Here is a 20,599-nt window from a genome sequence, read left to right as displayed (position 1 = left end):
CTTTACGTTTGAACAAATCTTTTGTATGCTAATAATTATGAGTGGTCTGACCACTTTGTAATTTATGGAAGAGTGAGGCGTAATGGACCAAACGAATAATCCTAAAAAAATGTTTTTAGAAATTGTAAAGCAGTTGAGACAGCTCATTGCAGATGAAAATGTTTCTGTTGGTGGTAAATTGCCATCTGAAAGGGAACTAGCTGAGCGACTTCAAGTAGGTAGGTCAACCGTTAGGGAAGCGCTGAGGAGCTTAGAATTACTCGGTTTAATAGAAACACGCCGAGGAGAAGGTACCTTTTTATCGGATTATCGAAAGCATCGGCTAGTCGAGCTGTTATCTACATTTATCCTTCAAGAATCTAAATCGAAGGAAGATGTGCATACAACGCGAGAAGCATTAGAGAAGGATGCAATTCATACAATTTGTATGTCCAAGAGGCTTTACGCGCTACATATATGGGATGCCTTTAAAGAAAAACTGATAGAAGAAGACGTAGTTCGTGAAGATATTATTCGAGAGATTATTATCATTTCCGATAATCGATTAGGTTTAAAAATATGGTTTTTATTAAAACAGTTTGCAGGAGAGCCTTACCAAGAAAATATGAGTTTAGAAGAGAAAACTATTTGGATTCAGCTTTTGATGGCTTTGCAAAATGGAGAACAACAACAAGCGTTATCTCTTTATAATGAATGGCTCTTGTTGCTTAATAGGGGAGATGTATAAATGAGTATTCGAGATATATTTAGAAAAAATCAAAAGAAAAGATATGCAACTATACCGACTGAAAAAGCAAAAAACGATGTACCAGAAGGCATAATGATGAAATGCCCTGAGTGTAGAAAAAATGTATTTACAAAAGACTTGATGAAGAATTTAAAGGTTTGTCCTACTTGTGATCACCATATGAAAATGACTGCATGGGAGAGAGTAGACATATTTTTAGATGAAGATTCATTTGTATCAATGGATGATCATTTAGAAACAGTTAATCCATTGAATTTCCCAAGTTATACGGAAAAGATAAAAGCAGATGGACAAAAGACGGGATTAAATGAGGCTGTTCTTACTGGAATTGGAAAGTTAGATGGTCAACAGGTCGCCGTAGCGATTATGGATTCACATTTCCGAATGGGATCAATGGGCTCAGTAGTAGGAGAAAAAATTACAAGAGCTGTGGAGAAAGCGACAGAGCTAGGAATTCCTTTTATTATTTACACTGCAAGTGGAGGAGCGAGAATGCAAGAAGGCGTTCTGTCCTTAATGCAAATGGCGAAAACTTCTGTTGCCTTGAGAAGACACAGTGATCATGGACTACTTTATATTTCTATTCTTACCCATCCTACAACGGGTGGAGTTTCTGCGAGCTTTGCTTCGGTAGGTGATATTAACATCGCTGAACCTAAAGCTTTAATCGGGTTTGCTGGTAGACGGGTGATTGAACAAACAGTTCGAGAAAAACTGCCAGAGGATTTTCAAACAGCTGAGTTTTTAATGAATCATGGTCAGCTAGATGCCATTATTCATCGTAAAGAGATGCGAGAAAAAGTAGCTTCCATCGTCCATCTTCATACGACTAAGGAGGTCACAAAATGATAAAAGTACTACCTTTTGAAGAACCAATAGTCCAATTAAAAACAAAAATAGAAGAGTTAAAAGAATATACAGCTAGTGCTGATGTAGATATGTCAGCTGAAATCATTCATCTAGAAGCTAGACTTAAGAAGTTAGAACATGAAATCTATGAAAATATGGAGCCTTGGGACCGTGTTCAGGTCGCTCGTCATCCGAGTCGTCCTACTACAAGAGATTATATTCAATTATTATGTACAGACTTTATGGAACTCCATGGAGATCGACTTTACGGAGACGATGCAGCGATTATTGGGGGAATTGCCTTATTTGAAGGAAGACCAATAACAATTATTGGACATCAAAGAGGGATAGATACAAAAGAGAACATTAAACGTAATTTTGGTATGCCTCATCCAGAGGGGTATCGTAAAGCATTACGATTAATGAAACAAGCAGAAAAGTTTAAGCGCCCCATTATATGTATGATTGATACGAAAGGTGCTTATCCTGGGAAAGCTGCGGAAGAACGTGGACAAAGTGAAGCAATAGCTAGAAACTTAGTGGAGATGGCTGGTTTAAAAGTACCAGTAATAAGTATTGTTATTGGAGAAGGTGGTAGTGGAGGAGCTTTAGCATTAGGTGTGGCTAATCATATTCATATGCTAGAAAACTCTACGTATTCGGTTATTTCTCCTGAAGGAGCAGCATCTATTCTTTGGAAGGATGCATCTTTGGCGAAACAAGCTGCAGAAGCGATGAAAATTACAGCTCCAGACTTAAAGAAGATGGAGATTATTGATACTGTCATCCAAGAAGTCCATGGGGGAGCTCATAAAAATATAGAGGCACAGGCGGAATATATGAAGGAAACCCTTATTAACTCGTTGAAAGAATTAGAGAAATTAACTCCCGATGAGCTAATCCAAAATAGATATATTAAGTTCAAAAATATTGGAGAATTTAATGAATAAAATGCGTCAAGAACGACGCATTTTTTTTTAATTCATTTCGTGATAAGCTTATAATATGAAATTCGTTGTTTGGAGGGAAAAAAGATGAAGAGAATTGGTGTGTTAACAAGTGGAGGAGACGCTCCCGGTATGAATGCTGCTGTTCGAGCGGTTGTAAGAAAAGCTATTTATGAAGGGCTTGAAGTAGTCGGTATATTCCATGGTTACCAAGGACTGATCGATGGTAAGATGGAAGTTTTAGACTTAGGTTCTGTAGGTGATATTATTCAAAGAGGTGGAACAAAACTGTTTTCTGCTAGATGTCCCGAATTCCGTACGGAGGAGGGGCAACAAAAAGCAATAGAGCAGCTAAAGGCACATGGTATTGAAGGATTAGTAGTTATCGGCGGGGACGGTTCTTATAGAGGTTCTATGAAGCTTACAGAAAGTGGTTTTCCGTGCGTAGGAATTCCTGGAACAATCGATAATGATATTCCAGGTACGGATTATACTTTAGGTTTTGATACAGCTTTAAACACAGTGATTGAGAGTATTGATAAAATTAGAGATACTGCTACATCGCATGAACGAACATTTATCGTAGAGGTAATGGGAAGAGACGCTGGTGACTTGGCATTATGGGCTGGCCTTGCTGGTGGAGCCGAAACTATTATTATTCCTGAAGTAGAGATAAATATGGATGAGATTGTCGAACGTCTAAAAAGCGGTTCGGAACGTGGGAAAAAGCATAGTATAATTATTGTCGCTGAAGGTGTGATGAGTGGTGCAGAATTTGCTAGTAAGCTTAAAGACCTAGCAGATATTGAAACACGAGTTTCCGTGCTTGGACATATCCAGCGTGGAGGTTCCCCAACGGGCCGTGATCGAGTGTTAGCAAGTTTATTTGGCGCTAAAGCTGTTGAGGTTTTAATAGCAGGAAATGGTGGGCGTGCGATTGGCATCCAGAATCATCAAGTGGTAGACTATGATATGAATGAAGCTTTTGATAATCATGAAGAATTTGATATGTCTATGTATCAATTATCTAAAGAATTATCCATTTAATTAGGAAATATATTGCCTTAAAGAAAGGAATGTACTATGAGAAAAACTAAAATTGTATGTACAATTGGACCCGCAAGTGAATCAGAAGAAATGTTAGAGAAATTAATAAATGCTGGAATGAACGTTGCCAGATTAAATTTCTCGCATGGTAATCATGAAGAACATGCAGCAAGAATTGAAACGATTCGTAAAGTTTCTAAAAGAATAGGTAAAGTTGTTGGGATATTATTGGATACAAAAGGACCAGAAATCCGTACACATAAAATGGAAAATGGTGCGCTTGAACTTCAGTCTGGAGAAACCATCGAGATTTCGATGACAGAAGTGTTAGGTACACTTGAACGTTTCTCTATTTCTTATGATAAATTAATCGAGGATGTTAACGAAGGCTCGGTCATTCTTTTAGATGATGGCCTTATTGAATTAATCGTTCAAAAAATTGATAAAGAGAATGGAATTATCTCCACTTTTATTCAAAATGCAGGAACGTTAAAGAACAACAAAGGTGTAAATGTACCTGGTGTATCCGTACAATTACCTGGCATGACAGAAAAAGATGCGCAGGATATCCTTTTTGGTATTGAGCAGGATGTAGATTTTGTTGCTGCCTCTTTCGTTCGCCGTGCAAAAGATGTGTTAGAAATTCGCAAACTGCTAGAAGGAAATAATGGAGCACATATTCAAATTATTCCGAAGATCGAAAACCAAGAAGGTGTGGATAATATTGATGAAATTATTCAGGTATCTGATGGTTTAATGGTTGCAAGGGGAGATCTAGGAGTAGAAATTCCAGCAGAAGAAGTTCCTTTAGTACAAAAGAAACTAATTGCAAAATGTAATGAGGCAGGAAAACCTGTTATCACAGCTACTCAAATGCTCGATTCTATGCAACGTAATCCGAGACCTACTCGTGCAGAAGCAAGTGACGTCGCAAATGCTATTTTTGATGGAACGGATGCAATTATGCTTTCTGGAGAAACAGCTGCGGGACTTTATCCAGTAGAGTCTGTGCAAACAATGGATAAAATTGCTCGTCGTACTGAAAATGCAGTAGATTATCGTGAAAATGTTACCAAGATTAGTAAAGCACGCGATGTAAACTTAACTGATGCTATTGGTCAAGCGGTTGCGCACACAGCGATTAACTTGAAAGTAAAAGCGGTTATTGCACCAACTGAAAGTGGATATACTGCTAAAATGATTGCTAAATTTAGACCGGGAGTTCCAATAATCGCGGTAACTTCATCAGAAACTCCTTCTAGAAAACTTACATTAGTTTGGGGAGTATATCCGATTGTAGGGAAAAAAGCTCACTCTACAGATGAGGTTTTAGAGGATGCTGTGGAGGAAAGTATTTTACATCAATATGTTACTCATGGCGATCTAGTAGTGATAACTGCCGGAGTACCTGTAGGAGAAGCAGGCACAACTAACTTGATGAAGGTTCATGTTATTGGAGACTTAGTTGCAAGAGGGCAAGGTATTGGTAAGAATACTGCATTCGGAAAAGCAATAGTTGTGAATAGTGCAGAAGAATTAGCAGGACAAGATACAACAGATAGCATTATTGTGACATTAGGATCTGATCGTGATATGGTTCCGAGTATCGAAAAGTGCAGAGGTTTAATCACTGAAGAGGGTGGTTTAACTAGCCATGCCGCTGTCGTTGGACTTAGCTTAGGGGTACCAGTAATCGTTGGAGTGAAAGATGCTACGACACTTATTAGAAATGGCCAAGAGTTAACGATAGATGCCGAAAGTGGTTTTATCTATCATGGTCGTGCAAGCATAATTTAAGAAGATGCCTCACCATAAAAGGTGGGGCTTTTATTGAATGAAAAATAGCTTTTAGTATATAAGGTATTTATCCAAGAATACTGCTGATTTTCTTTACAGCGCTCTTGCCTGTTTGCCAAAGTTTTTGAATGGTGACGGACAGATAGATGGCATAAGATTACCGAGCAAAGAAAGGCTGGTTGTGACATCAGTCACGACCAGCCTTTCAAAAATTAATCGATAATATTATAGCAACCAATCTGTACAGAGTATTTCGGAAACGCTGGAAACAGGTTATGAACATAGAAGATGCCCTGCGCATTTATTAAAGGAAGGTGAAATGATGAAATGGATTATTGGTTTGTTTATCTTAATCCCGGCGATTGAATTGTATCTCCTCATGTTATCAGGGAAAACTATTGGAGCGGGATACACATTTTTATTGATCATTGCAAGTGGTGTAATTGGCGGATATTTTGCAAAAAGACAGGGCCTAAAAGCATTTCGTGAAGTATCGGAAAGCGTTAAAAACTATCAAGCGCCCGGTGAAGCTGCCATAAATGGTATAAGTATATTTATCGGAGCTATTTTAGTTGTACTTCCAGGATTTATATCCGATATTATTGGGTTCATGCTTTTGTTTGCTCCAACCCGTAATTTATTTAAACCGCTTGTTTATAGATGGATTCGCAAGAAGATGAAAAACGGTCAAGTTATTGTGATGAAGTCTTCGTAAAGTTCTCCCATTTGTGGGCGAATAGATAAATAAATGGACTAAACAAAATTCCTATAAAACCAAAGATTAAAATGGCTGCTGCGCTCAAATAAAAGACGTGGACAGCCTTTATTTGTGTGGTGGAGGACCAGAGTACTGATTCGACGATATGTCTGGTTAACTGAACAAAAAGGTATAAAAGCAAGACAATTGTGCCTACCATTTGCATCTCCATTAAAAAGAAGTAAATACTTAACGGAATCAATATCAAGCCTGTACCTAAAAAAGGAATACTATCGACTAAAGAGATTAGAAAAGCATATTTAATTGGGTTATGCAATCCTAGTACCGAGAATCCAATAGCAATTAAAATGAACGTTAAAACAAATAGTTTAAGCTCCACGTGAATGAACTGATTTACTACAGTGGAAGATTTAAGCAAGGCTCTGTGGCAAAGAGTTCTCATTTTTTTTGGAAAGTAAACTAGAAACCATTCGCGGTCTTTTATAGATTCGAACAAGGAAAAAAACAATCCAATACTAAACAAAAAGATTTCAAAAAAATAAGATGGTAAATGGGTTACGTTTAATAATAAATCATTCAATAGCTTATTTAGTATTGTTTGAAATTTACCTTCAAACATCGTAAATACAGGATGACTTTGTAATTCCATCACTGGCAACAAAACAACATGCTCGTGTAAAAAAGGTATTAAATCAATAAATGTCTGAATGAGAAAAAATAATACGACTAAAAAACTACCTAATATTAAAATAACTGTGAGTAAAACACTTAAGAAAACTGGGAGTTTAAATTTTTTATGTAATAAATTAGTTAAGGGAAAAAGAAAATAACCTCCAATAATTGCCAAAGTGAGAGGGTAAGCAACAAATGATATTAGTATAATTATTCCAAATGGTAGCCATTGTAATAAGAAATCTTTTTTATTTTCTTGTAGAGTAATCATTTTCATCCAATCTTTTCAATTAATTAGGAGATTTAAAGATAAATTTCAACAAACTTAAGCGTTTTCATTCACAAAAACGCCAAAATTGATTATACTGATTAAGTAAGCAATGCTAGGAACATTAATATATACATATAATTCTTCTGATTTATAAAGATTTGATCAGTAGATTTATGTTGTAAAGGGGAGACTATGATATGACAACAACTAAAGGTTTAGAAGGAATTGTAGCGGCAGAGACGTCAATCAGTTCAATCATCGATGATACACTTACATATGTTGGATACGATATTGATGATTTAGCAAATAATGCGGGCTTTGAAGAGGTAGTTTACTTGCTTTGGCATAAACGCCTTCCAAATGCGACAGAATTAGCTGAATTGAAACAGCAATTAGCTGACAATATGGCTGTACCACAAGAAGTTTTGAATCATTTCAAAACATTCCCTATCAATGACGTACATCCAATGACAGCTCTTAGAACAACAGTTTCTATGCTTGCATTATATGATGATGCAGCAGAAGATATGTCCGACGAAGCAAATTACTTAAAAGCTATTAAATTACAAGCAAAAATGCCGACATTAGTGACAGCATTCTCACGTGTTCGTCAAGGTTTAGAGCCTGTAGCACCTAAAGCAGATTTGGGATATGCAGCTAACTTCTTATACATGTTACACGGAGAATTACCACAGGATATAGAAGTTGAAGCGTTTGATAAAGCACTTGTTTTACACGCAGATCATGAGTTAAATGCTTCTACATTCACTGCTCGCGTATGTGTAGCTACACTTTCAGATATCTATTCTGGTGTAGTAGCAGCTATTGGAGCTTTAAAAGGACCATTGCATGGTGGAGCAAACGAACAAGTAATGAAAATGTTAACAGAAATTGGTACACTTGATAATGTGGACGCTTATATCAAAGATAAATTAGATAACAAAGTTAAGATTATGGGATTCGGTCACCGTGTATATAGAAAAGGAGACCCACGTGCAAAACATTTACGTGAAATGTCTCAGAAACTAACTACACTAAATGGTGAATCTAAACTTTATGATATGTCTATTCGTATCGAAGAAATAGTTACAGGACAAAAGAATTTACCACCAAACGTAGATTTCTATTCTGCATCTGTTTATCATTCGTTGAAAATTGATCATGATCTATTTACACCTATTTTTGCAGTATCACGTGTATCTGGTTGGAGTGCTCATATTCTTGAGCAATATGCAAACAATCGTTTAATCCGTCCACGTGCAGAATATGTTGGACCTGGAATGCAAAAGTATATTCCAATTGAAGAAAGATAATAGTAGTATTATCTTAGTAAGATAGGGCTTAAACACTTTTGTGTTTACTGCCCTATGATTATGATGGTAGGAGGAAATAACAAATGACAACAGGTAAAATTACAGTAGAAAACGGTGTACTTAACGTACCAAACACAGCGGTAATTCCTTTTATAGAAGGAGACGGAACGGGTCCAGATATCTGGGCTGCAGCGTCACGTGTATTAGAAGCTTCAGTAGAAAAAGCTTATAATGGCGAAAAGAAAATTGAATGGAAAGAGGTTCTTGCTGGTCAAAAAGCATTCGATAAAACTGGCGAATGGCTTCCTCAAGAAACTTTAGATGTTATTAATGAATATTTAATCGCTATTAAAGGACCTTTAACTACACCAATCGGTGGAGGAATTCGTTCATTAAACGTAGCATTACGTCAAGAACTTGATCTATACACTTGCCTACGTCCAGTTCGTTATTTCACTGGTGTTCCATCTCCGGTTAAACGTCCTGAAGATACTGATATGGTTATTTTCCGTGAAAACACTGAAGATATCTACGCTGGTATTGAGTATGCACAAGGTACAGACGAAGCAAAAAAACTTATCAACTTCTTACAAACTGAGTTTGGAGTTAAAAATATTCGTTTCCCAGAAACTTCAGGTCTTGGTATCAAACCTATTTCTGAAGAGGGTACAAAACGTTTAGTTCGTGCTGCTCTTAACTATATTATTAAAGAAGGTCGTACTTCTTTAACTTTAGTTCATAAAGGGAATATCATGAAGTTCACTGAAGGTGCTTTCAAAACTTGGGGTTACGAAGTAGCAGAACAAGAATTTGGTGATAAAGTATTTACATGGAACCAATACGATCAAATTAAAGAAGAGCAAGGAACTGAAGCTGCTGATAAAGCACAAGCTGATGCACTTGCGTCTGGTAAAATCTTAGTGAAAGATTCTATTGCTGATATCTTCTTACAACAAATTTTAACTCGTCCAAAAGAGTTTGATGTAGTTGCTACAATGAACTTAAATGGAGATTATATTTCTGATGCACTTGCTGCACAAGTTGGTGGTATCGGTATTGCTCCTGGAGCGAACATTAACTATGTAACTGGACATGCTATTTTTGAAGCTACTCATGGTACAGCTCCTAAATATGCTGGTTTAGACAAAGTTAACCCATCTTCTGTTATTCTTTCAGGTGTCTTAATGCTTGAGCATTTAGGATGGAACGAAGCTGCTAAACTTATCATGGATTCAATGGAGAAATCTATTGCTGCTAAAGTGGTAACTTATGATTTTGCTCGTTTAATGGATGGCGCTAAAGAAGTTAAATGTTCTGAGTTCGCTGATGAACTTATTAAAAACATGTAATATCAATTGAATCTTGGTTTAAAGGAAGGGAATATTCCCTTCCTTTTCTTTAATAGACAAGAAAATATTTAAAAATGTGCATTGAACACTGGGTTCAAGATGTTTCAGAATAAATAATAATGCAGATCTTCGCTTCAGGCGGCCGCTTTCCGAGGCCGAGCCTCCTCAGGCCAACAGGATGTTGGTCACGAAGGCGTATAAGAGAGGGCATAGCCTTTCGCTTAGATGGTAAGAGTAGACAGAGTAAATATAATGGTAAAATCATATGTCGAATTAGGATTTGACCATATAGAACAGGCATCTTATTGCCGGATTCTACTAATACTTAACTAAAGGAGTGTTTTCTAATGACATTGAAAAGAAGTAAAATCTCAGTAATTGGTGGCGGATTTACAGGTGCAACAACTGCTTTTCTACTTGCTCAAAAGGAACTTGGTGATATTGTTTTAGTAGATATTCCACAATCCGAAAATGCTACTAAAGGTAAAGCTTTGGATATGGCACAAGCGGGACCCGTCCAAGGCTTTGATGCTGATATCATAGGCACTTCTAGTTATGAAGATACGAAAGACTCGGATTTAGTAATTATTACGGCTGGTATCGCTCGTAAACCAGGAATGAGCCGCGATGATTTAGTGCAGACAAATCAAAAAGTGATGAAATCTGTTACATCTGAAATCGTAAAATATTCTCCTAATACGACAATATTAGTTTTAACGAACCCTGTGGATGCAATGACCTATACAGTTTATAAGGAATCTGGCCTTCCAAAAGAACGTGTAATTGGCCAATCGGGAGTACTTGACACTGCTCGTTTCCGAACATTCGTTGCGAAAGAATTAAACCTCTCCGTAAAAGATGTAACTGGGTTTGTACTTGGTGGGCATGGGGACGATATGGTACCGTTAGTTAGATATTCATTCGCTGGTGGAATTCCATTAGAAACTTTAATTGATGCTACTCGCTTAGAGGAAATTGTAGATCGTACTCGTAAGGGTGGAGCGGAGATTGTAAATCTTCTTGGTAATGGTTCTGCTTATTATGCTCCAGCTGCATCTTTAGTAGAAATGGCTGAAGCAATTCTGAAAGACCAAAAACGAGTATTACCATCTATTGCATATTTAGAAGGTGAATATGGTATGGATGGAATTTACCTTGGTGTTCCAACAGTATTGGGTGCTGGTGGTATCGAGAAAATTATCGAACTTGAGTTAACAGAAGAAGAAAAAGCATTATTAAACAAATCAGCAGAAGCCGTTCAGGCGGTTATGAAAGTCTTAGCATAATAATAATAATTGTCATGAATCGAGTGGGGAAACCTACTCGATTTTTTATTGAGGAAAAAAGAATAGCTTACTGCTTGATAAAGTGTCTTTAGCCATAAGTTCTCCAACACTTAACAGGTCCTATCATCACCTTGCGCTTTGCGTTGGTTTATTGTTAATATAGAATTAGTATAAGGTACAATGCTAGCTCAAAATGAAAGTGTTATGGATGGCGAATTTCCTGTACTGCATCCGATTATAGAAAAGTAACAAATATTGTAGCTAACATCGATTTGGAATGGGGGTTTCAAATCAACCTTGGAGGCCGATAAAATGAGAAAAGTATTAGTTGTGGATGATGAAAGTTCAATCGTAACTCTTTTAAAATATAATCTTGAAGAAGCAGGCTTTGAAGTCATAACAGCAAATGATGGCTTAGAGGGGCTTAATAAAGCCTTGGAAGAAAAGCCCGATGTGATTTTACTGGATTGGATGTTGCCTCATATGGATGGCATGGAGGTCTGTAAAGAGCTTCGTATTAAGAAGGTGCAAATTCCAATAATCATGTTAACAGCTAAAGATGAAGAATTCGATAAAGTATTAGGTCTTGAACTAGGTGCAGATGATTATATGACCAAGCCATTCAGTCCTAGAGAAGTAACAGCACGAGTTAAAGCTATGATCCGTCGTTCTGGCATTTCTACTGAGAAAAAACAAGAGAAAACAAAAGAAGAAATGTATACTTTCGGTCCACTACAAGTATTTCCAGAACGTTTCGAAGTACTTTTAAACAATGAAGTCATTGAATTTACGCCAAAAGAATTCGAATTACTTGTCTATTTAATCGAAAACAAAAATCGAGTTTTAACAAGAGATCAGCTATTAAGTGCCGTTTGGAATTATGATTTTGCAGGTGACACTCGCATAGTAGATGTACATATTAGCCATTTACGAGACAAAATTGAAGTTAATAGTAGAAAACCTCATTTCATTAAAACAATTAGAGGATTAGGATACAAGTTTGAGGAGCCTAAGAGCTAATGAAATCATTTCATTCCAAACTTTTTAGAACTTATTCTATTATGATAGGGTTAATATTAGCTTGTCTAGGACTAGTACTTGGGCAGCTTTTTCCTATTTATGCAAAAAACGCTTCCGAAAAGGTCATTAATATTAAATTAGAAGAATTATCTAAAGACTTAGCAACTAAAGGACTAACAGTTGATGAACAGAGAGATATTAGTGAGACGATAGCTACTTCTTTTTACCAAGCGGAGATGCTTAATCCTCATTCCTTATGGATTTTTTTGTTTATCATTTTAGCTATTACATTTCTCATTGCACTCTTTTTAGGTTCTAGTATTTTCAAAAAGTATGCTCAGCCAATCGAGCATCTGACAGAAACCGCTATGGAATTAGCTAGAGGTAATTATCGAATTCGTGCATTTGAAGATGAATTTTCTGGAATGTCGAAGCTAAGCAACTCTATTAATATACTCGCACGCAGTCTACATGATATATCGGTCATGAGGGAAACGGAAAAAGAGAGGTTAAAAACGTTAATCGAGAATATGGGTAGTGCGCTTATAATGATTGATCGGAATGGTTATATTACGATCGTAAATCGTTCGTTTCTTAAGCAGCTTGATATTTCGTTTAAAGATGTGGATGGAAAGCTATTTAATAAAATCGGGCTTCCTAAAAAAATTGAAGATTTCATTGATCAACTATTTTTAACTGAGGCTTCTAGCCGGGAACAAATATCCATTAAGAAAAACATACATACTTATTATATGGATGCTTACGGAGCTCCTGTCATCGGTGAACATGGAAAATGGCTTGGGATAGTGATAGTCATGCATGAAGTGACAGAGCTTGTGAAACTGGAGCAAGTTAGAAAAGACTTTGTAGCAAATGTTTCTCATGAATTGAAGACACCTGTTACTAGTATTAAAGGCTTTTCCGAAACATTATTGTATGGAGCGTATAAAAATGAAGAAACTTTACTTTCTTTCCTAGAGATAATTCATAAAGAAAGCAATAGACTTCAAATGCTCATTAATGATTTGTTAGATCTTTCCAAAGTGGAACAAGTAGGATATGAAGTAGACTTACAAAAGGTCAACTTATTGGATGTCGTTGCGCGAAGTAAAGAAATGACTAGTCATATTGTTGAGGAAAAGAATATGCGCCTGGAGATAATATCTGAAGAGCCAGTCTTTGTATTAGGTGATTTAAATCGTTTAATCCAAATAACGATGAATTTATTGATGAATGCACTGACTTATTCCCCTGAAGATAAAACTGTTACTATAACCATTAGTCAGACTAAAAAATGTGGAGTAATACGTATTCAGGATGAAGGAATTGGAATTGCAAAAGAAGAGATTAACCGAGTATTCGAGCGTTTTTATCGCGTAGATAGAGCTAGGAGCAGAAACTCGGGAGGAACTGGGCTAGGCTTAGCAATTGTTAAGCATCTAGTGGAAGCGCATCATGGCTTACTAGAAGTAGATAGTGAAGTAGGAAAAGGTACTGTCTTTACGGTATCTATTCCGCTTGTTAAAAGATAACGGAGGTATTTATGAATAACCAACCCTTTATCCCAATAATTATTGGGACAGATATGAATGCTTATAATATGGCAATTTCTTTTCATGAGGAATACAATATTAAGCCAATATTAGTAGGTAAAGAAGAAATGTCTTTTACTAAATGGAGCAGTGTGATTGAACATATTGAGATTCAGCCAAACTTATGGGATAAATCTGCATTTGTTCAAGTACTTTCTGAAGTCGCACAAAAATATAAAACAAACGATAAGCAATTGCTATTAATAGGAACAAATGATTTTTATGTGCGATTAATAATTGAAAATGCCGATGCTTTAAAGAAAATGTATGTTTTTAACTATATGTCAGAAGAATTAATGAACAATCTACTAGTGAAATCAAATTTCTATAAGCTTTGTGAAGAGCATGGAATTGATGCACCGAAAACTTATTATTATTCATGTGCAAAAAAAGAGGCATTTACAGAGGAAGTACTCTATCCGCTAATTATAAAACCAAGTAATGGTGTGATGTATTATAAAAACAAGTTCCCTGGCCAGCAAAAAGTTTATCGAGTAGAGTCTAAAGCGGAACTAGATGCTATTTTAGAAAAAGTAAATGCAAGTGGTTATACGGAAGACTTGATCATTCAAGATTACATCCCAGGCGATGATACATATATGTGGGATTCCGTATTTTATATGAATTCTAAAGGTAAAGCTGAACTTAGCACTCTTGCACAAGTGGTGCTACAAGAGCATACTGTAACTGCTATTGGTAACTATACAGCGCTTATTACTCGATATAATGAGGAACTAATGAAAAAGCTACAGCACTTTTTAGAAGCAGTCGGTTATGTAGGTTTTGCTAACTTCGATTTAAAATTTGATGAGCGAGATGGCAAGTTCAAAGTATTTGAAGTAAATATTAGACAAGGTCGTTCTAGTTATTATACAACTGCTCTTGGACATAATATGGCTAGATATTTTGTAGATGATGTTATTTATCAAAAGGAAAAAGCCCTTACTTTGTTGAATGAGCATTATTTGTTTACGGTAGTACCTAAAATAGTATTAAAGAAATTTGTTGAAAATGAAGAGATTCAACAAGAGGTTAGAATGCTATTGAGGTCTGGTAAATGGGGAAATCCACTTTTCTACAAGAAGGACAAGCATTTTACGCGTAAATTATTTTTAGTTGCTCGTCAGTTCAATTATTATAAGAAGTATAAAAATAATAATTGGTAAGGAAATATTTACAATTTATTCACAAGGGGTTTACAATTGTTTGCTATATTTAAAAAGACCCCTTTTCCAAACGATGTACCTAAAAAGCTAGCATTTTTGCTAGCTTTTTTTATTTGGCTCAAATAACCTATTCCAACTAAAAAACAAAACCCAAGAAAAGTAAAGGAAACAAGTATTCTATTAATTTTGAAACTAATTACCAACTTAAACCGTAAAAGGAAGTATACATAAAAAGGAGGAAATAATATGAGTACTAAAAGATTATTAACTATTATCGCTTTGAGCTTAATTGGCATTATGTTAATTTCTGTAGTTTTTACTTCATGGTATACGGTAGATGAGTCGGAACAAGCAATCGTCATCACATTTGGTGAAGCGAGTGAGCCAATAGTGGATCCGGGATTGAAGTTTAAAATGCCATGGCCAATTCAAACAGTAGAAAAACTGTCTAAAGAAACGTTTAGTCTGAAATTTGGTTATAGTCAATCTGCTGATGGAGAAATCGAATCATTTGATAAGGATACAAAAATGATTACAGGGGATGACAATATTGTCTTAACGGATTTAGTCGTTCAATGGAAAATAACAGATCCTAAATCATATTTATTTAACGCGGAAAATCCAAGAGAACTACTTCATGATGCAACTTCAGCTTCGATACGTTCCATTATTGGGAACTCTAAAATTGATGATGCTTTAACATCTGGGAAAGCTCAAATTGAGAGTGATACAAATGATTTGCTGCGCTCGTTAATAGAAAAGTACGATATTGGTATCTCTGTATTAACAGTGAAGCTACAAGATGTGGAGCTTCCCAATGCAGAAGTTCGTTCAGCATTTACAGCGGTAACGGACGCTGAAGAAACGAAAAATACAAAAGTAAATCAGGCCGATAAATACAAGAACCAAAAGTTAAGTGAAGCAATAGGTGAAAAAGATGCGATTATATCTAATGCGAATGGATATAAAACCGCTCGTATAGAACAAGCAAAAGGGGATATAGCACTATTTGATAAACTCTATGTAGAATATCAAAATAACAAAGAGATTACAAAACAGCGTTTAGTTATGGAGACATTAGATGCAGTACTACCAAATGCTAATTTGTATATTATGAATGATGATGGTGGGACGATGAAATATCTTCCTCTTCAATCACTAGAAGCTACTAAACAAGCAACTCCACCAGCTAGTACTACAACTGAAACAGAGACAGAAACAGAAGAAGGGAGCGGAAAGTAATGACTGAAAACAAAAATCCATTCTCCAATCTAGAAGCAAAGTTTAAGACTGTAGATAACAAAGCAAGTAAAGCTCCTAAAGAGAAAAAACCGATAGATTACAAAAAATATACGAAGTCATTTATCGCCATCTTCTTAGTTTTTGTCTTGTTCATTATCGCCCTTGTGAATATCTATGTGGTCAAAGAGGGAGAATTTAAAGTTATTCGTCAGTTCGGGGAGATCAAAGACATTAAACAAAATCCCGGAATTCATATGAAAATACCATTCGTTCAATCTGTCACTACAGTACCTAAATATCAAATGAATTATAATATATCTGAGGCAGAAATAAATACGAAAGACAAACGTCGAATCATTATTGATAATTACGCAGTGTGGAGAGTGGTAAATCCAAAAGAGATGATCTCTAGTGCGGGTACATTAGTTGGAGCTGGCTCCCGTATGGAGGAATTCATCTACTCAGTTGTTCGCTCGGAGCTAGGTCAATTAGAATATAGTGAAATTATTAATGATGAAAATTCATCTCGTGGTAGTTTGAATGATCAAATAACAAACCATGTTAATGAGTTATTGAAAAAAGATAACTATGGAATTGAAGTAATAGATGTTCGTATTAAACGAACAGATCTTCCTCTGGAAAATGAGCAATCTGTATACAATGAAATGATTTCAGAAAGACAAAGTATTGCTCAAAAATTCCTTTCTACCGGAGATGCAGATAAACGTAGAATTGAAGCGGAAACTGATCGCGAGGTTCGTGAAATGTTGGCATCTGCCAATAAAGAAGCATCTGTCATAGCGGCTGAAGGGGATGCAGAGGCAGCAAAAATCTATAACCAAAGTTTTTCAAAGGATCCCGAGTTCTATTCACTGTACAGAACTTTAGAATCTTATAAGAAAACAATTGGAAGTGAAACGATGATCATTATCCCTTCTGATTCACCATATGCAAACATCCTATCAGGTTATCTAGAATAGTATATGAATCGTCATTCTCCTTACTGTCATGGTAAGATATAGGGAATGACGGTTTTTATTATTAAGGAGTGAATGTATTTGTCAACCGAGAAAATCCTATTATTAGACGGCAATAGTTTGGCATACCGAGCTTTTTTTGCCCTACCTTTATTAACAAATGAACATGGAATACATACAAACGCAGTATATGGCTTTACAATGATGCTACAAAAAATTATGGATGAAGAAAATCCTACTCATATGCTCGTGGCATTTGATGCCGGGAAAACGACCTTCCGTCACTCTACTTTTGGCGATTATAAAGGTGGAAGACAAAAAACACCACCAGAACTATCGGAACAATTCCCTTATATACGCAAGTTAATCGATGCTTATGGTATTAAGCGATACGAACTGGAAATGTATGAAGCAGACGATATTATCGGTACTTTGAGCAAGCGTGCAGACGAAAAAGGGCAGCAAGTTGTAATTGTTTCAGGTGATAAAGATTTAACGCAACTAGCAACAGATAAAACAACTGTGTATATCACAAGAAAAGGCATAACCGATATTGAAAAATATACACCTGAACATGTACAAGAAAAGTATGGCTTAACTCCATTACAGATTATAGACATGAAAGGTTTAATGGGAGATGCTTCTGATAATATTCCAGGAGTTCCTGGTGTCGGAGAAAAAACAGCTATTAAGCTTTTAAAAGAACATGGTTCGGTAGAGGATTTATATAAAGCACTTGATACAGTTAGTGGCGTTAAACTAAAGGAAAAACTCATCGCCAACGAAGAGCAGGCAATTATGAGTAAGGCATTAGCTACGATTGAAACAGCTGCACCGATACAGATTTCTATAGACGATCTTTCATATACTGGTCCTAATATGGAAGAAGTAATTGAAGTTTGGAAGGAACTAGCTTTTAAAACTCTTCTTGAGAAATCTGACTATATTTCTGAGGAATCCGAAACTACAGAAGTTGCATTCGAGATTGTTGAAAAAATTGACTCTACAATATTAGATAAAGTAATGTCAGTCCATTTAGAAATGTATGATGGGCAATATCATACAAGCGAATTATTAGGTATTGCTTTATCAGATGGAGAAAAGGGTTATTTTGCTCCTGCTGATATAGCTTTTCAGTCGAAGGATTTTTGTTCTTGGTTAGAAAATGCTACGAATAAAAAGTATTTAGCAGACTCCAAAGCGACACAAGCAGTGAGTAGAAAACATAATGTGAATGTACATGGAGTGGAATTCGACCTTCTTTTAGCAGCGTATATAGTAAATCCTGCTATTTCTTCAGAGGATGTTGCGGCTATTGCAAAAGAATTTGGATATTTTAACTTGCTGACAAACGATAGTGTTTATGGAAAAGGTGCCAAAAAAACCGCACCCGAAATCGAGAAAATTGCAGAACATGCCGTAAGAAAAGCAAGGGCTATTTGGGACTTGAAAGAAAAGTTAGAAGTAAAACTGGAAGAAAATGAACAATATGCGTTGTATAAAGAAATAGAGCTACCGCTTGCATCTATCCTTGGTACGATGGAATCAGATGGGGTACTGGTGGATAAACAAATTCTTGTAGAAATGGGTCATGAGCTTAATATTAAGTTACGAGCGATTGAACAAGACATTTATGCGTTAGCTGGTGAAACGTTTAATATTAATTCACCTAAACAATTAGGTGTAATACTATTTGAAAAAATTGGTCTTACCCCTATTAAAAAGACAAAAACGGGCTATTCAACTGCAGCAGATGTTTTGGAAAAACTAGCAAGTGAACATGAAATAATAGAGCAAATTCTACTATATCGTCAATTAGGTAAACTCAATTCCACATATATCGAAGGATTATTAAAAGAGATTCATGAAGATGATGGGAAGATCCATACCCGATATCAACAAGCCTTAACTTCAACTGGGCGTTTGAGTTCGATCAATCCAAACCTTCAAAATATACCAGTTCGTTTAGAAGAAGGTAGAAAAATACGTAAAGCATTTGTTCCTTCACAACCGGGATGGGTAATGTTTGCGGCGGATTACTCTCAAATTGAATTGCGTGTTCTTGCCCATATGTCTAAGGATGAAAACCTGGTAGAAGCTTTTAATAATGATTTGGATATTCATACTAAAACGGCTATGGATGTATTCCATGTGGAGCAGGAAGCAGTAACGTCCGATATGCGCCGTGCTGCTAAGGCAGTTAACTTTGGGATTGTGTATGGTATTAGTGATTATGGTTTATCACAAAACCTAGATATTACTAGAAAAGAAGCGGCGACATTTATCGAGAATTATTTAAATAGCTTCCCAGGTGTAAAAGGATATATGGATGATATCGTTCATGATGCGAAACAAACAGGCTACGTTACAACAATTTTGAATAGACGAAGATATTTGCCTGAAATAACAAGTTCTAACTTTAATCTCCGCAGTTTTGCAGAACGTACTGCTATGAATACACCAATTCAAGGGAGTGCAGCCGATATTATTAAAAAAGCAATGATCGATATGGCGGAAAGATTAATATCAGAAAATATGCAGACCAAAATGCTACTACAAGTACATGATGAATTAATTTTTGAGGCTCCACCAGAGGAAATTGCAATGCTAGAAAAAATAGTGCCAGAGGTGATGGAAAACGCTATTAAACTGATTGTACCTTTGAAAGTGGATTATGCCTTTGGTTCATCTTGGTATGACACGAAGTAGGGGGTAACTTGTATGCCGGAATTACCAGAAGTAGAGGGCGTATTACGCGCCCTTCAACCAATTGTAACTGGAAAGACTATTAAGTCAGTAGAAGTTTCTGAAACCATTTATAATTCCAAAGCAATTGGTAAAGAAGCAATTATTAAAGGGTTAGATGTAGAGCAGTTTTGTCTAGTTTTACCTGGCACAAAGATCGACCATCTAGAAAGAAGGTCCAAATATATTTATTTTCATCTTCTAAAGGATGGACTCCCTTATATGCTTGTATCGCATTTGGGCATGTCAGGGGCATGGTTTTCTGTGAAAAACTTGCATGAAATTACAGAAGCTAAGTTTAGAAAGCATGCGCATGTTACAATCTATTTTGAAGAAGGGGATCTGTTAGTCTATTCGGATATCCGACGGTTTGGCGAACTGCGATTCTTAGAAACAGAAGCGGACTACCCACCTCTACTATTAATGGCACCTGAGCCTTTTGATCAGCATGCATTAGATCATTTTCTGCATATGAGTGCATTGCCAAAATACGAAAATAAGGCCATAAAAGAATTTATCATGGATGGTCATGTTGTATCTGGTTGTGGCAATATTTATGCAACAGAAGCATTATTTCGTATGAAAATACATCCGGCTCGGGCAGTAAAAAGAATTAGTAGAGAGCGGAAAATTCATTTGTTTCAAGAAATTGTAATTGTCTTACTTGATAGTATAGAAAATGGGGGTAGTACGATCTCTGATTATCGTACTATTAATGGCGGAGCAGGAAATATGCAAAATAGACTTCAAATGTATGGCAAAAAGGAATGTGGATTCTGTGGCACGAAAACGAAACAGAAGACAATCGGTGGTCGGACATCTACCTATTGCCCAGCATGTCAAAAATAAGGGAGCAACCA

Annotated in this window: 17 protein-coding genes; 16 read left to right on the top strand and 1 reads right to left on the bottom strand. The window is 36.2% G+C overall.

The features are described from left to right. The first annotated feature begins 82 nt into the window (after nt 1–82). From MKX39_RS12285 to MKX39_RS12260, 6 genes are all read left to right on the top strand, one after another. Nucleotides 83–727 carry a FadR/GntR family transcriptional regulator gene (locus MKX39_RS12285; protein WP_093536890.1) on the top strand — a complete coding sequence of 215 codons (645 nt, stop codon included), beginning with the start codon at nt 83–85 and terminating at the stop codon, nt 725–727. Further along, the gene (gene accD / locus MKX39_RS12280) at nt 728–1,597 is read left to right on the top strand and encodes an acetyl-CoA carboxylase, carboxyltransferase subunit beta (protein WP_340762923.1); all 870 of its coding nucleotides are present in this window, start codon (nt 728–730) and stop codon (nt 1,595–1,597) included. After that, the gene (accA, locus tag MKX39_RS12275; RefSeq protein ID WP_340769714.1) at nt 1,594–2,547 is read left to right on the top strand and encodes an acetyl-CoA carboxylase carboxyl transferase subunit alpha; all 954 of its coding nucleotides are present in this window, start codon (nt 1,594–1,596) and stop codon (nt 2,545–2,547) included. The genes accD and accA overlap by 4 nt, the downstream gene beginning before the upstream one ends. Before the next feature lie 84 nt (nt 2,548–2,631). Continuing rightward, a complete protein-coding gene (gene pfkA, locus MKX39_RS12270) occupies nt 2,632–3,591 on the top strand; it encodes a 6-phosphofructokinase (RefSeq protein ID WP_340762919.1) in 960 nt (319 codons plus the stop codon). Nucleotides 3,592–3,627: 36 nt separating this feature from the next. Continuing rightward, nucleotides 3,628–5,388 carry a pyruvate kinase gene (pyk, locus tag MKX39_RS12265; RefSeq protein WP_340762918.1) on the top strand — a complete coding sequence of 587 codons (1,761 nt, stop codon included), beginning with the start codon at nt 3,628–3,630 and terminating at the stop codon, nt 5,386–5,388. A 319-nt stretch (nt 5,389–5,707) separates the two neighbouring features. Continuing rightward, nucleotides 5,708–6,103, top strand: coding sequence for an FxsA family protein (locus MKX39_RS12260; RefSeq protein WP_245762673.1), 396 nt, complete (start codon nt 5,708–5,710; stop codon nt 6,101–6,103). Here the strand turns inward: MKX39_RS12260 and MKX39_RS12255 are convergent. Continuing rightward, nucleotides 6,081–7,049 carry an AI-2E family transporter gene (locus MKX39_RS12255; protein ID WP_175496239.1) on the bottom strand — a complete coding sequence of 323 codons (969 nt, stop codon included), beginning with the start codon at nt 7,047–7,049 and terminating at the stop codon, nt 6,081–6,083. The genes MKX39_RS12260 and MKX39_RS12255 overlap by 23 nt on opposite strands. 197 nt (nt 7,050–7,246) lie before the next feature. Here MKX39_RS12255 and citZ point away from each other — a divergent pair, with 197 nt between their 5' ends. The 10 genes from citZ (at nt 7,247) to mutM (ending at nt 20,588) form a co-directional block, all read left to right on the top strand. Continuing rightward, nucleotides 7,247–8,362 carry a citrate synthase gene (gene citZ, locus MKX39_RS12250; protein WP_093536897.1) on the top strand — a complete coding sequence of 372 codons (1,116 nt, stop codon included), beginning with the start codon at nt 7,247–7,249 and terminating at the stop codon, nt 8,360–8,362. An 83-nt stretch (nt 8,363–8,445) separates the two neighbouring features. Then, nucleotides 8,446–9,711 carry an NADP-dependent isocitrate dehydrogenase gene (gene icd / locus MKX39_RS12245; protein ID WP_093536898.1) on the top strand — a complete coding sequence of 422 codons (1,266 nt, stop codon included), beginning with the start codon at nt 8,446–8,448 and terminating at the stop codon, nt 9,709–9,711. A 347-nt stretch (nt 9,712–10,058) separates the two neighbouring features. Beyond that, complete coding sequence (gene mdh / locus MKX39_RS12240) at nt 10,059–10,997, top strand: malate dehydrogenase (RefSeq protein WP_093536899.1); 939 nt, start codon at nt 10,059–10,061, stop codon at nt 10,995–10,997. 312 nt (nt 10,998–11,309) lie between these two features. Continuing rightward, complete coding sequence (locus MKX39_RS12235) at nt 11,310–12,017, top strand: response regulator transcription factor (RefSeq protein ID WP_093536900.1); 708 nt, start codon at nt 11,310–11,312, stop codon at nt 12,015–12,017. Beyond that, nucleotides 12,017–13,549, top strand: a complete 1,533-nt coding sequence (gene pnpS, locus MKX39_RS12230; protein ID WP_340769713.1) for a two-component system histidine kinase PnpS — start codon at nt 12,017–12,019, stop codon at nt 13,547–13,549. The genes MKX39_RS12235 and pnpS overlap by 1 nt, the downstream gene beginning before the upstream one ends. 11 nt (nt 13,550–13,560) lie before the next feature. Then, complete coding sequence (locus MKX39_RS12225; RefSeq protein ID WP_340769712.1) at nt 13,561–14,775, top strand: carboxylate--amine ligase; 1,215 nt, start codon at nt 13,561–13,563, stop codon at nt 14,773–14,775. A gap of 246 nt (nt 14,776–15,021) precedes the next feature. Then, a complete protein-coding gene (gene hflK, locus MKX39_RS12220) occupies nt 15,022–16,017 on the top strand; it encodes an FtsH protease activity modulator HflK (protein WP_340769711.1) in 996 nt (331 codons plus the stop codon). Further along, on the top strand, nt 16,017–16,997 hold the full coding sequence (gene hflC, locus MKX39_RS12215; RefSeq protein ID WP_340769710.1) for a protease modulator HflC: 981 nt from the start codon (nt 16,017–16,019) through the stop codon (nt 16,995–16,997). The genes hflK and hflC overlap by 1 nt, the downstream gene beginning before the upstream one ends. Nucleotides 16,998–17,075: 78 nt before the next feature. Continuing rightward, nucleotides 17,076–19,703, top strand: coding sequence for a DNA polymerase I (gene polA / locus MKX39_RS12210; RefSeq protein ID WP_340769709.1), 2,628 nt, complete (start codon nt 17,076–17,078; stop codon nt 19,701–19,703). Between the two features lie 12 nt (nt 19,704–19,715). Further along, nucleotides 19,716–20,588 carry a bifunctional DNA-formamidopyrimidine glycosylase/DNA-(apurinic or apyrimidinic site) lyase gene (gene mutM / locus MKX39_RS12205; protein ID WP_340762911.1) on the top strand — a complete coding sequence of 291 codons (873 nt, stop codon included), beginning with the start codon at nt 19,716–19,718 and terminating at the stop codon, nt 20,586–20,588. Nucleotides 20,589–20,599: the final 11 nt, after the last annotated feature.

Source organism: Psychrobacillus sp. FSL K6-1464, from assembly GCF_038003145.1.
GTDB classification, from domain to species: Bacteria; Bacillota; Bacilli; order Bacillales_A; family Planococcaceae; genus Psychrobacillus; species Psychrobacillus psychrotolerans.
This window is presented reverse-complemented; position numbering and strand designations above follow the sequence as displayed.